The organism is Amycolatopsis sp. H20-H5 (assembly GCF_035828755.1).
Lineage (GTDB): Bacteria > Actinomycetota > Actinomycetes > Mycobacteriales > Pseudonocardiaceae > Amycolatopsis.
Genome location: NZ_JAYMZS010000106.1, coordinates 18788 through 31388 on the forward strand (window position 1 = coordinate 18788; position 12601 = coordinate 31388).

General features: G+C 70.3%; 13 protein-coding genes. 9 read left to right on the top strand and 4 right to left on the bottom strand.

Annotation, left to right across the window (positions count from 1 at the left end):
* Positions 1 to 21 precede the first annotated feature (21 nt).
* Positions 22 to 636, top strand: a complete 615-nt coding sequence (locus QMK34_RS37380; protein ID WP_326419488.1) for a TetR/AcrR family transcriptional regulator — start codon at positions 22 to 24, stop codon at positions 634 to 636.
* Positions 637 to 639: 3 nt separating this feature from the next.
* Here QMK34_RS37380 and QMK34_RS37385 read toward each other — a convergent pair whose 3' ends face one another.
* The gene (locus tag QMK34_RS37385) at positions 640 to 1824 is read right to left on the bottom strand and encodes an MFS transporter (protein ID WP_326419489.1); all 1185 of its coding nucleotides are present in this window, start codon (positions 1822 to 1824) and stop codon (positions 640 to 642) included.
* A 64-nt stretch (positions 1825 to 1888) separates the two neighbouring features.
* Here QMK34_RS37385 and QMK34_RS37390 point away from each other — a divergent pair, with 64 nt between their 5' ends.
* Positions 1889 to 2260: a MerR family transcriptional regulator gene (locus QMK34_RS37390; protein ID WP_326419490.1), complete on the top strand. Its 372-nt coding sequence runs from the start codon at positions 1889 to 1891 to the stop codon at positions 2258 to 2260.
* Between the two features lie 67 nt (positions 2261 to 2327).
* On the opposite strand, the gene QMK34_RS37395 is transcribed toward QMK34_RS37390, so the two are convergent.
* The gene (locus tag QMK34_RS37395) at positions 2328 to 2921 is read right to left on the bottom strand and encodes a class F sortase (protein ID WP_442785298.1); all 594 of its coding nucleotides are present in this window, start codon (positions 2919 to 2921) and stop codon (positions 2328 to 2330) included.
* On the bottom strand, positions 2918 to 3727 hold the full coding sequence (locus tag QMK34_RS37400) for a hypothetical protein (RefSeq protein WP_326419492.1): 810 nt from the start codon (positions 3725 to 3727) through the stop codon (positions 2918 to 2920). Before QMK34_RS37400 ends, QMK34_RS37395 begins: the two co-directional genes overlap by 4 nt.
* 756 nt (positions 3728 to 4483) lie before the next feature.
* Here QMK34_RS37400 and QMK34_RS37405 point away from each other — a divergent pair.
* Genes QMK34_RS37405 through QMK34_RS37430 form a run of 6 tightly spaced genes read left to right on the top strand, consistent with a single transcriptional unit; the run spans position 4484 to position 10112 of the window.
* On the top strand, positions 4484 to 5437 hold the full coding sequence (locus QMK34_RS37405; protein WP_326419493.1) for a hypothetical protein: 954 nt from the start codon (positions 4484 to 4486) through the stop codon (positions 5435 to 5437).
* Positions 5434 to 6195: an alpha/beta fold hydrolase gene (locus QMK34_RS37410; RefSeq protein ID WP_326419495.1), complete on the top strand. Its 762-nt coding sequence runs from the start codon at positions 5434 to 5436 to the stop codon at positions 6193 to 6195. The genes QMK34_RS37405 and QMK34_RS37410 overlap by 4 nt, the downstream gene beginning before the upstream one ends.
* Positions 6192 to 8342, top strand: a complete 2151-nt coding sequence (locus QMK34_RS37415) for an isocitrate/isopropylmalate family dehydrogenase (protein ID WP_326419496.1) — start codon at positions 6192 to 6194, stop codon at positions 8340 to 8342. Before QMK34_RS37410 ends, QMK34_RS37415 begins: the two co-directional genes overlap by 4 nt.
* Positions 8339 to 9019, top strand: coding sequence for an RraA family protein (locus tag QMK34_RS37420; RefSeq protein WP_326419498.1), 681 nt, complete (start codon positions 8339 to 8341; stop codon positions 9017 to 9019). Before QMK34_RS37415 ends, QMK34_RS37420 begins: the two co-directional genes overlap by 4 nt.
* Complete coding sequence (locus QMK34_RS37425; RefSeq protein ID WP_326419499.1) at positions 9012 to 9869, top strand: DUF6282 family protein; 858 nt, start codon at positions 9012 to 9014, stop codon at positions 9867 to 9869. The genes QMK34_RS37420 and QMK34_RS37425 overlap by 8 nt, the downstream gene beginning before the upstream one ends.
* Before the next feature lie 42 nt (positions 9870 to 9911).
* Complete coding sequence (locus tag QMK34_RS37430) at positions 9912 to 10112, top strand: tautomerase family protein (protein WP_326419500.1); 201 nt, start codon at positions 9912 to 9914, stop codon at positions 10110 to 10112.
* A gap of 62 nt (positions 10113 to 10174) precedes the next feature.
* Here QMK34_RS37430 and QMK34_RS37435 read toward each other — a convergent pair whose 3' ends face one another.
* Positions 10175 to 11086, bottom strand: coding sequence for a LysR family transcriptional regulator (locus QMK34_RS37435; protein WP_326419501.1), 912 nt, complete (start codon positions 11084 to 11086; stop codon positions 10175 to 10177).
* A gap of 192 nt (positions 11087 to 11278) precedes the next feature.
* Between QMK34_RS37435 and QMK34_RS37440 the strand changes: the two genes are divergently transcribed.
* Entirely contained in the window at positions 11279 to 12559 is a 1281-nt protein-coding gene (locus QMK34_RS37440) for an MFS transporter (protein ID WP_326419502.1), read from the top strand.
* The last annotated feature ends 42 nt before the right edge of the window (positions 12560 to 12601 follow it).

Here is a 12601-nt window from a genome sequence, read left to right on the forward strand (position 1 = left end):
TACACAAGGAAGTGAGGCCGGATGCCCCGGACCGGAGAGCGAGGCGGGCCGCAGACGCGTGCGCGGATCTTGGCGGTCGCTAATCGGCTGTTCGTCGAGCGCGGGTACGACACGGTCACGGTCGCCGAGGTCGCGCGGGAGGCCGGGGTCTCGAGCGTGACGGTCTTCAACCACTTCCCGCGCAAGGAGGACCTCTTCCTGGATCGCGCGGTCGATGCCGAGGAGCTCCTGCGCGCGTCGGTGCGCGACCGCGCGCCGGACGCCGACGTGCTGACGTCCCTGCGCGACGCGACCCGCCGCCTCGTCGACGCCGGTCATCCGCTCTCCGGCGTCAACGACCGATCCGTCCCCTTCTTCCGGACGGTCGCGGCGTCGCCCGCGCTGATCGCGCGCGCGAGGGAGATCGCCGCCGATCTTCAGCGGACCCTCGCCGAAGAGCTCGAACGCGACTCTGCCTTCGAGGGCGACGGGTCGTTGCTCGCCGCCTTCTTCATCGCCGGTTACGCCACCGTGCTGATGGAGACCGCGCGTCGCCGTACCGCAGGAGAGCCGCCGAGCGCCGTGGTGGACGACCACAGTGCCCGCCTCGAGCAGCTGTTCGACGCCCTCCGCGGCGGATTCGCCCCCCGGCCGTGAGGGTCACGCAGCGCGTTCGGCGGGGAATCCGTGTGCGCGCGCGGCGGTCACCACGACGAGTGCCGGTAGCAGGAGCACGAGGACGCTCCAGGGGAAGGACGCGGCGCCGAGGCCGTCGAGGAGCAGCCCGCCCGCCACGCCACCGCCCGCGATGCCGAGGTTCCACAGGGTGACGAGCATGGCCTGCGCGGTGTCACCCGCGGTGTGACTCGCGGCGTCGCCCACCGCGGTCTGCAGGAGGGTGGGGACGCCTCCCCAGCCGAGGCCCCACAGCGCGACCGCGAGGTAGACCAGCCCGGGGCTGCCCGACAGTGCGGCCAGGATGACGACGGCCACGGCCACCAGGACGGTCCCAGCGAGGGTGAGCATTCGCAGGCCGCGGTCGATCCGCGCGCCCACGAGCCAGATGCTCAGCAGTGAGCAGCCGCCGAAGATCACCAGGACGACGTCGATCGAGCCGCCCATGCCCAGCGATGCCAGGAATGTGGCGACGTAGGTGTAGAGAATGGTGTGTGCCAGCACGAAAACCAGGGTGACGGCCAGGACCGGGGCCACCCCGGGGATCCTGAGCGTCCGCACGAGCGGAACCCGCCCGCCGCGGCCAGGCCCGGCGAAATCCGGGACCAGCGCGGCGATCCAGGCGAGCAGGACCAGCGCCAGCGCGGACATCGCCGAGAACGTCACCTGCCAGCCGAGCGCCCCGCCGAGGAACGTCCCCGCGGGCACGCCCAGCGCCAGCGCGAGCGGGATCCCGGCCATCACGATCGCCATCGCCTTGCCCGGTAAGCGTTCTGGTGCCAGGCGGCGGGCGTAGCCTGCCAGCAGCGCCCAGACCACGCCGGCCGCGAGCCCGGCGACGAACCGGGCGACGAGGGTCAGCGGGAAGCTCGCCGAGAGCGCCGTGACCGTGTTGGCGACGGCGAAGCCCGCGACCCCGGCCAAGAGCAGCCGCTTGCGCCGCCAGCCCGCGGTGGCCGCGGTCAGCGGGATCGCCGAAACCGCGGTCCCGAGCGCGTAGATCGTCACGAGCTGCCCGGTGGCGGACTCGCTCACGCGCAGGCTCGCGCTCATCGCGGGCAGCACACCCGCGGGCAGGGCTTCGGTCAGGACGGTGATGAAGGCGGCCGTGGTCAGTGCCACCAGCGCGCCGAGGGGGAGTCTCGGTTTTGCTGCGTTCCGGTCGGACATGCCGGTTATGCTCCAACCCTCACATATGTGTGAGGGTCAACCCGGCTGAGGTGAGGTCGAGCACATGCGGATCGGCGAGCTGTCCGAGCGGACCGCGACCTCCCGCCGGCTCCTGCGCTACTACGAGGAGCAGGGCCTGATCAACTCCGCCCGCTCCCCGAACGGCTACCGCGCCTACGACGCGAAGCTGGTGGACCGTGTCCTGCAGATCAGGGGCCTGCTCGACGCCGGGCTGCCGACCAGGATCATCCGGCGGATCCTGCCCTGCCTCGACAAACCCCGCGTCATCCACTTCCCCGACGCGACCCCGGAAATGCTCGCCACCCTCGAAGCCGAACGTGACCGCATGACCGAGCGCATCGCTTGCCTGATCCGCAACCGCGACGCCGTGGCCGCGTATCTCGACGCGGTGCGCGAGACGCGGGCTCAGCGCTGATCGTCCACAGAGGACATTCTGAGCCGGGCGACCGGAGCCACCGAAGAGCCGTCCTGAAGCGGCGCGGTCAGGGCACCAGGTCGGCGTACACCACGACGTTGTCCTGGTAGCTGTGCTCGGCGTGGTCGAACACGCCGCCGCAGGTGATCAGCCGCAGCTGCGGTTTGTCGCTGTTGCCGTAGACGGCGTCCTGCGGGAACTGGTCCTTGGGGACCTGGGTGGTGCGCTCGACCACGAATTTCAGGTGCTTGCCGTCGTTACGGTCGATGTCGACCTCGTCGCCCGCGACGAGGTCCTTGAGCTTGAAGAAGATGCCGGGCTTCCGGTCCCCATCGACGTGCCCGAGCACGATCGCCGGGCCGATCTCGCCGGGCACCGGGGACAGCCGGTACCAGGCCGCCTGCATCGGCGTCTTGACCGAGGGGACGGAGATCTTGCCGTCTACGGTGACGGCGACCGCGATCAGGCTGGACTCCGCGCCGATCTTCGGGATCCGCACCGAGGTCGGCCGGAGGCCCTTGAACGGCTTGGTGATCGGGACGGCCGTGTCCGCGGCCGCGGCGGGCGGCGGCGGCGAGTCCGGGGAACCGCAGCCGGTCGCCGTCAGGCAGAGGAGCAGGACTGCGGCGGCGCGGCGGACCTTGGTCGTCACGGGGTTCAGAACCGGGCCGTGCCGCCGAAGCCGGTCTCGACCCCGCCCTTCGGCGCGTACCGGACCTGCGCCCTGGGCTGGGTGCCGCCGGTTTGCACCGGACCGGTCGCCGCCGTGGTGTCAGCCGTGGTGTCAGCGGTGGTGCCGGTCGTGGTGCTCGGGGTCGCAGCGCTGGTGCCAGGGGGCGTGGTGGTCGTGCTCGTGGTCGCGGGGGTGCTCGGCGTGGGTTCCGGGGTGCTGGTCTGCTCGGGCGGTGCCTGCTCGAACTCGATCTCACCCTGACCCGCGACCTTGTCGCACGTCCAGCTGAAGCTCGCCGTCGCGCCGGGGACGGCGCCGACGACCCGGACGTCGTAGTTCCAGTACCGGCCGTCCGCCTCGTCCTGGTCCGGTCCGGCGACCACGCTCAGGTTCGCGGTCGCGACGTCGGAGGGCGCGCCCGACGCGCAGGCGATCACCAGCACACCTTCGCCCGACAGGTTGACGTAGCCGTGGCCGACGTTGTCCTGGTACGGCTTCTCCGGCGGCGTGGTGGACGTGGTCGCCTCGGTGGTCTTGACCTGCTGCTTCTCGCCGTGTGTCTGAGGAGCGGATGCGGCAGGCGGGGCCGGGGTCCCGGAGGTCGGCGTGACCGAGGTGGACGGCGTCTCGCTGGCGGACGACGTCTCCGTCGGGACCGCGGTCGGGCTGTCCGAGGTGGTGGCCGGGCTGCTGCTGGGATCGCCGGTCTGCGCGGACGCGGCGGGCGCGAGGGCGAGAGTGAGCACGGCACCCGCGAGCGCGGCACCCGCGAGACGACCGAGGGGCTTCTTCACGACGACTCCCAAAGAACGACTTCCAAAGAACGGCGACTTCCCAAGAACACGGCACCGGCGAGCGATTGCGGAGATCCTGCCCCACGACGGACCGAAAAGGAAACGCGGCGAAGGTGAGGAAAGACACGTCCGAATTCGGTAACGCACGGGCTCCAACGACCGATGCATACGGCTCGTGAGCTGACGAGCCCGGCGAGAAAGCCCTCGGCGTCGCTACCGAAAGGTAACACGGCACGCGGCCGCGTGTCACTGGCCGCGCCGAGCCGATCCTGCTGCGTCACCGGTGCCGGTTCCGGCAATGGAGAAACCGACATCAAGGGCGAAGTCGACAGGGTTACTGATTAGTAATAACGATAAATGTACCCGCGGTAAGTCAATGCCATTCCCATTAAGTAACAAGCGTGATATCTGTCATAGGAGTTGCGGTAAGCGGTTTTTCTTAACCGCCAATAGATATCCGGCCCCGCTGAGCAGGGCTTATGGCCTGCTTTCTCGGTACAGATAGCTCCGGACCTATGGAAGCTATAGGCCGAAGTCAGGTTGACACCCGAATGGCCCTCAAATAACTTGGCACTGGGGGGAGGGATCGTCGCGCGGTCACGCTGGCTGGGAACTGTGACCGCGCCGATCGCTCGTATCGCTGCCGATCGTTTTGCGGAGAACCTTACTGGGGTTGTGGTCTCCGTCGCGTCCGGTGCGATCAGTTCTTTGTTTTATTCATCTCGACTTCACCGTTGTGGAAACCTGGGGGTTTTGGTGTCTCTTGTCAACATTGACGTCACGTTGCGTGATGGCGGCTATCGCAACGGATTCGCGTTCGATCTCGATTACGCCCGCACGCACGCGAAACTGAGTGTCGCGGCCGGTTTCGACTGGGTCGAGATCGCTTACCGCAAGGGGTCTTTCAAGCAGACCCCGGACCTGGGCCTGACCGGGCGGGGCGATGACGAGTACATCGCCGCGATCGCCGACGAGGTCGGGGCCGGGCACGTCGGGCTCATCCTGCACCCGAAGAACATCGACGGCGAGGACATCCCCGCCATGTACCGCGCGGGCGCCCGGCTGCTGCGGGTGTGCGTGCCGGCGGGCGACCCGGCCGCGGCGTGGGACTGCGTGCGCCAGGCCAAGGAGGTGGGCTTCACGGTGTGCGTGAACCTCACGCGGGTCTCCCAGATCGACGCCGCGAAGGTCGTCGGCCTCACCGTCGCCGCGGCGGACGCCGGCGCCGACGTGCTCTACCTCGCCGACTCCAACGGGAGCCTGCTCCCCGCGCAGACGGCCAAACTCACCACGCTGTGCCACTCGGTGGCCTCGTGCGCGATCGGGCTGCACGCGCACAACAACCTCGGCCTGGCGATGTCCAACGCGCTGTCCGCGGTGCAGGCGGGCGCCACCTGGATGGACTCCTCGCTGCTGGGCATGGGCAAGGGCCCCGGCAACCTCGTCGCCGAGCACTGGATCGCCTACCTCAACCGGCTGGACCCCGACGGCGGCTACGACCTGGGCACCGTCCTGTACCTGGCCGACCTGCTCGGCAGCAGCGTGCCGGAGTCCGCGCCGTCGCTCCCGCTGCCCGACCTGGTGCTCGGCCACTTCGACCTCTCGGTGGAGTCGCGCAGCAGCATCGTCCATGACGATCACCGCCACGCCGTGAACCTCGCCAGGACGCTGTCCTCGGGGCAGGCGCTGGCCGGTTCGGCCGCGGGATGATCGACGCGCACCTCCGGCTGGCACCGGCGGGGAACACCAGCGCGTGCGGGCACGCGCTGGTGTTCTCCCCGGTCCTCCCGCAGTGGGACGAGGGGCGCTTCTTCGCGCCCGTCACCCGGCTGCTGACCGGGCTCGGTTACCACGTCACCGTCGTCGACACCCTCTCGCTGGCCGACGAGACGATGACCGGCGTGCCCGAGCTGGCCGCCAGGTGGTCGGCGGAGCTCGCGGAACTCGGCCCGGTCGAGCTGTTGCTGGGCAACGCGCTGGGCGGCGCCGTCGCGCAGGCGCTCGCGCCGGTCGTGGAGCCGTCGCGGGGCGTGGCCCTCGTGTCGTCCCCGACCCGCGCCGACCCGGTGCTCGCCGAGCGCCTGACCTCGGTGGCGGTGCTGGCCGAGAGCGGGAACGTCGAGGCTTCGCTGGCCCTGCTGGAACGGCTGGTCCAACCCGAAGGCGCCGGGCCCCCGCCGCCGCGGCCCCGAGACGGCGCCCCGGACGAGGCGGCCGGAACCCGGATCGCCAGGGGGATGCGTCTCCTGCTCGGACTCGATCTCGTCGACCTGGTCACCGACTATCCGGGTCCCCTGCTGCACGTCGTCGGCGAGCGGTCCCAGCTCGTCACCCGTGCCCACGTGGCGGGCGGGGCGCGGCACGAGATCGTGTCCGTGCCCGGCGCCGGCATGCGTCCACATCACGACCGGCCGGAGCTCGTCGCCGGTCCGCTCACCCGTTTCGCAAAGGAGAACCCCGGCCGATGAAGAGCGTCGCTGTGCTGCCAGGGGACGGTGTCGGCCCCGAGGTGGTCTCGGCCGTGCTGCCCGTCCTCGAACGGATGGGGCTGCCGCTGGACTTCCGGGCCGGTGAGGTGGGGTGGACGTCGTGGTGCGAATCCGGCGACGCGATCCCGCCCGCGACCTGGAAGCTGCTGGAGGAGACCGACACCTGCCTGCTGGGCGCGATCACCAGCAAGCCCGTCCGTGAGGCGGAACGCGAGCTGGTCGACGGCCTGCGGGGCACCGGACTGAAGTACGTCTCGCCGGTGCTCCAGCTCCGCCAGCGCCTTTCGCTGTACGCCAACGTCCGTCCCGTCGTCGACCTGCGCGCCGACCGGTTCCGGTTCGTGGTCATCCGGGAGAACACCGAGGGTCTCTACGCGGGCCTCGACTTCCACGGCATGGACGGCGCGCTGTGGGACCTGGTCAAGGGCCATCCCAACGCCGCCGCGTCGGGCCCCGCGGACACCACCGCCACCCTGCGGCTGCAGACCCGGCACGGCATCGACCGGCTGCTGCGGTTCGGCTTCGAATACGCGCGCAAGCACGACCATCGCCTGCTGACGCTGGCCGACAAGCCCAATGTGCTGCGCGACAGCAGCAACTACCTGCGTGAACGCCTGGAGCTGATCGCCGCCGAATACCCGGGTATCGAGACCGAGATCCTCAACGTCGACGCCGTCGCGCTGTGGATGGTGCGCCGTCCCGAGCGGTTCGGCGTCATCGTCGCGGAGAACATGTTCGGCGACATCCTGTCCGACCTCGGCGCCGGGGTGATGGGTGGCCTCGGCCTGGCGCCCAGCGGCAACATCGGGGACGACGGCAGCTACTTCGAGCCCGTCCACGGCAGCGCCCCGGCCATGGCCGGGCAGGCGAAAGCCAACCCGATGGCGTTGTTCCTGACCGCGACACACCTGTTGCAGCACCTGGAACTGCCTGCCCCGGCCGCGCAGATCCACGCCGCCGTGCGGGCTGTCGTGCGGGCACGCCGGTCGGTGACCTACGACCTCGGCGGCACCGCGACCACGTCGGCGGCCGCGGCCGCCGTGGAGGACGCGCTCACCTCGACCGGACCGGGCAGGCAGGCGTCGGTCATCGCCATCGGCGACGAGCTGCTGAGCGGCGCGGTGCTCGACACCAACAGCGGCGAGGTCGGCAAGCTGCTGGACGGGGCGGGTTACCAGGTGCGGGCCCGGCTGACCGTCGGCGACACGCTGGCCGACATCCAGGACGCCGTCCGGTCCCGGCTCGGGGTGGACGACGTGGTCGTCGTCCTCGGCGGCCTCGGCCCGACGTCCGACGACGTGACCAGGGACGCGGTCGCGGCCGCCTGCGGCACTCCGCTGGAACACCGCGAGGAGGCGTGGCAAGCGGTGCGTGAACGGCTGGAGTCGTTCAACCTGCCCGTGCACGAGGACAATCGGCGTCAGGCGTCGTTCCCGGCGGGCAGCGACCTGGTGCCCAACAGCAACGGAACCGCGTGGGGCGCTCGTGTCGCGCTGCCCGGCACCCTGGTGCTGATGCTGCCGGGGCCGCCCCGGGAATGCCTGCCCATGGCCGAAGCCGCGATCGACCGGCTGCCGCACGTCAGCCGTCCTCCGGCGAGCACTTGGCGGTTGCTCGGCGTCATCGAGGGGGACATCGCCGCTGACGTCGACGCCGTGGCCTCGTCGGTCGATGCCAAGGTGTCCTACCTGTGGAACTACCCGTACGTCGACGTCACGGTCACCACCGACGCGCCACCGGAGCAGCTGGACCGGCTGCTGGCCCCGCACGTGGTGAGCCGCGCCGGGCGTGACGCCTTCGCCGAACTCGCCGACGCCGGGCCGTTTTCGTTCTCCGGCGTCGAACTTTCCTTTGCGGACAAGGAGTTCCAGGCGGGCCTGGAGCGGGTGGGCCTCGACGAGTCCCCGACCGGGCAAGTCGTCGAGCTGCGCGGGCAGGCCGTCTGGTCCGGCGGGGCCACCGAGTATTCCGGCACCCTCGAACTGACCGCCGACGTCTCCGTGGGTGGCGCCACCCACGGGTTCGCCTTGTCCATCCCCCATCGCGGGCCCGAGGTCGTCGACTACGCGGCCGCTTTCTTCGCCTGGAGCGTCAGCCGGGCCCTCACCCGTCAGGAGGAGTCATGAAGCCGGACCGCGAAGTGGTCGAGCGCCTCGCCGCGCTCGACACCGCCGCCATCTCCGACGCGCTGGACAGCCTGGGCCTTTCCGGTGTGCTGGCCGGGATCGCCGCCAGGGTGCCCGGCGCGCGGGCCTGCGGGATCGCGCACACCGTGACCTACCGGCCGGTCAGCGGGGACGGACCGAAGTTCCGCAACGCCGCCAACTACCTCGACGACGTCCCCGCGGGCTCGGTCGTCGTGGTGGACAACGGGGGCGACACCTCGTGCACGAACTGGGGATCGCTGCTCACCGCGGTCGCCAAGGCCCGCGGGGTCCAGGGCACCGTGCTCCACGGTTCCGCCAGGGACCTCGCCGAGGTCCGTGAGGCCGGATATCCCTTGTTCAGCACCGGGATCACCATGGTCAGCGGGAAGAACCGGGTCGAGCTGCACCAGGTCGGCGAGCCCGTCGCCGTGCACGGGGTCACCGTGCGCCACGGTGACGTGATCGTCGCGGACGACAGCGGCGCGCTGGTCGTCCCGGCGGACCGGGCGGCGGAGGTCGCCGAGCGGGCCGAACGCGTCGACGCGACCGAGCGCGAGATCGCCGACGCCATCGGGCGGGGACAGCGCCTCGACGAGGCCAGGAAGACCTTCGGGTACGCGACTCCTTGGCAGGAAAAGGAAAGCGCCGGTGCTTGAGCTCGCCTCGGGGGTCGTCGACCTGCACTACCACGCGGGCGCGGACCTCTACCGGCGTCGTCATTCCGTGCTGGAGGCCGGCCGTCGCTACGCCGCCCACGACGGCTGGGTCGTCGCCAAGAGCCATCTCGGCTCGACGGCCTCGGTGGCGTGGGAGGCCCGTCAGGAAGGGCTGCCCGTCTCCGGTTCGCTGACGCTCAACCACATCGGCGGCGGGCTGGAGACCAGGACGATCGAGCGGGCGGTGTACCAGCACGGCGACGACGGGCCCGCCAGGCTGGTGGTCTACCTGCCCACCCTCGTCGGCTCCCGGCACGCTTCGGCGCTCGACCGCGTTCCCTTCCACCCGCTGCTGGACGTGGCCGGACTCCGCGGGCTGCGAGTGACGGACGAGTCGGGGCAGCTGACCCCGGCGGTCTGGGAAGTGCTGCGCGCGGCGCGGGATCTGCCAGTGGTCCTCGCCACCGGGCACGCGAGCCGCGACGAGGTCTTCCGCATCGTGGACGCCGCGCTCGAGTGCGGGCTCGACCGGCTGCTGCTGACCCACCCCACGCACCCGATGTGCGGCCTGACCACGCCGGACATCGAGTCGCTGGCCGGGACAACGCAGGTCCACCTGGAGCTGACCGGGCTGACCCGGCTGCTGGGGCACCACGACGGTGCCCGCTTCACCGAGATCCTGTGGTCCCACCCGCGGCTCGTGGTCAGCTCGGACCTCGGCCAGCCCGACCAGCCCGACATCGACGAATGGCTCCGGACCAGCGCCCGCTGGTTCGCCGAAGCGGGCCTGACCGCGCGGCAGATCAGGGAGCTCACCGTCGAGACCCCCAGCCGGCTCTTGGCCGTCTGAGGACCGAACCACCCCACCACCAAACAGTTACAGGAGCGCGAAATGCCACTCATCCACGTCAACCAGCCGATCGGGCAGACCACCGAGCAGAAGAGCGCCATCGTCGCCGAACTGACCGACGCCTACGTGCGGGCGACCGGCGCGAAGCCGGAGTCGGTCTGGATCACCATCGAGGAGACCAGCAAGGACAACTGGGGCATCGCGGGCGAAACGCTGACCACCCGCGCCGCGCGCGCCAAGTAGACCGCCGGGCTCTCGGCACCCGGCGTTCGCGGCGGAACCTCGTCGCGACGCCGGGAGCCGATTCAGCGTGGGAGCAGGTCCCCGGCCGCGGCGATCTCCCGCACCGTCGCGGCGTGGCCGCCGTCCCGCAGCGCGGCGAGGCCGAGCCGCTCCCGCGGCACGTCCGTCTCCGCGAGGGGGTGCCACACCAGCTGCGGATCCGTGGCGACGGTCGATTCCGGGCGCAGGGCGACGAGATCGTGCACCGAGCCCAAGGTGTAGGTGAACAGTGCGTGCCGGTCGCCGTCCACGGTGTGCAGCCGCGGGTTCCAGCCGTACGCGGTCACCTCGGCCAGCAGCCTTTTGGCGTATCCGGGCGCGCGCCGGGCGTCGAACCACAGCAGTCGCTGACCCCGCAGATCGTTCCAGGTGAACGATTCTTTCTTCGCGAGAGAATGGTCGATGTGCGTGACGACACCGAGTTCCTGATCGCAGACCGTGGCGACGATGAGATCGGGTTCGTCCGCGGGCAGGCGCACGATTCCGAAATCCAGCTCGCCGAGTCTCAGCAGTTCGATTTGCCGGGTCGAGGCGTGTGCGCTGAACGTCGTCCCGATCGATTTCCCCGGAGGCGCCGAGCAGTGCAGGGCGAGCGTTTTTTCCATCAGCGCGAGCAAACTGGCCGGCACTCCCGCGCACACACCCACCCGAACGGCCCTCGACGTCGAACCCGCTTCGGCCAGTACGGTCTTGAGCTGGTCGAGGATCTGCTCCACCCCGTCACGGAACACCTTGCCGCCCGCGGTCAGTTCGACACCACGGGCGTTGCGCACGAACAGCGTGATGCCGAGCCTGCGTTCCAGGCGCTGGATGAGCTGACTCAGACTCGGCTGGGCGATGTCGAGTTCCTGTGACGCTGCCGATATCTTGCCCGTTCTGGCGACGGCGAGAAAATACCTGAGGTGACGTAATTCCAAGCCGTCCAGCTCTTCCACCGAAAACCCCCAGGCGTCGCACTCAACTGATGTATAGCTTAACACCTATACCTGGCATAGGAACTCAAGTCTTCGACACTGGGCTCGACGGCACCTAGCCTTGACTTGGCCTCCGGTGTTTCCTTGTGTTCGCCCTCACCGGCCGCCGGATGATCGCTGAGTACCACCGCGTAACCACACGAAGGAATACCCATGCCCTCGCAAATGAGTGCGACCTCGTCCACCAGCGACGCCGGGATGCGGGACTCCGTGCCGGTGGTGCCCGCCGAGCAGTCTCCGCCGAGGTCCGCCGCCGCCTTCCGGGTCGTCACCGCGGCCATCGCACTGGCGCTGGCCGCCAGCGGCACCCCCTCGCCGCTCTACGTCGACTACCAGGCCCAGTGGCACTTCTCCGCCGCGACGCTGACGATCATCTACGCGATGTACGCGGGCGGCGTGGTCGTCACCCTCCTGCTCGCGGGCGGCCTGTCGGACCGGGTCGGGCGTCGTCCCGTGCTGCTCGGCAGCGTGGTGGCGCTCATGGCGAGCCTGGTGGTCTTCCTGCTCGCCGACAGCACGGTCTGGCTGGGCGTCGCGCGCCTGCTGCAGGGCCTGGCCACCGGCGTGTTCACCGGCGCGGCCGCCGCCGCGCTCACCGAACTGCACCCCCGGCGCGACAGCCGGATCGCGGCACTGGTCAACAGCATGTCGACGTCGATGGGCATCGCCGTCGGCGCGGTGCTCGCCGGCGCGCTCGCCCAGTGGGCCCCCTTCCCGCTGCGGACGCCGTACGTGGTCCTGATGGTGGCTTCCGCCGTGGTCCTCGTCGTCATCGCCCTGCGCGTGCCGGAGACGGTGACCCGCCAGGACAAGCTCCGGCTCGGCGCGCTGCTCCGGCCGCAGCGGATCAGCATCCCGCCGGAGACGCGCAAGCAGTTCGTGATCGGCTGCCTCGGCGTGCTGGCCGCCTGGTCGGTGGGCGGGCTGTACCTCGGCCTCGGCGGCAGCCTGGCCAAGGAGCTGCTCCACGTGAACAACCACCTGGTGGCCGGTTTGGTGATCCTGACCGTCCAAGGGGTGGGCGGCCTGTCCCAGCTGGGCTTCACCCGCGTGTCCGGCAAGACCGCTTCGGTGCTCGGCTGCGTGGCGCTCATCGTCGGCATGGCGGTGGTGTCGACCTCGGTCTTCGTCTCGAGCGCGGTGCTGTTCCTGCTCGGTGACGCGGTCACCGGTGTCGGGTTCGGCCTCGCCTTCATGGGCGGCACCCGGCTGGTGACGCAGGCCGCCCCGGCCGCGAAGCGGGGACAGGTGCTCGCCACCTTCTTCGTGGTGGCGTACCTCGCGATCTCGGTCCCGGTGATCGCGGCGGGCGTGGTATCCGTCCACATCGGACTGTCGTCCACGTTCTACCTGTTCGCGGCGATCATGGCCGTGATCGCCCTGGTGACGCTGGTCTGCACACTGCTGTCCCGCGACGCGGACCCGACCACCTGACCTCGCCCGCCCACCCTCCCGCTTACTGCCCCTGAAGGCCCC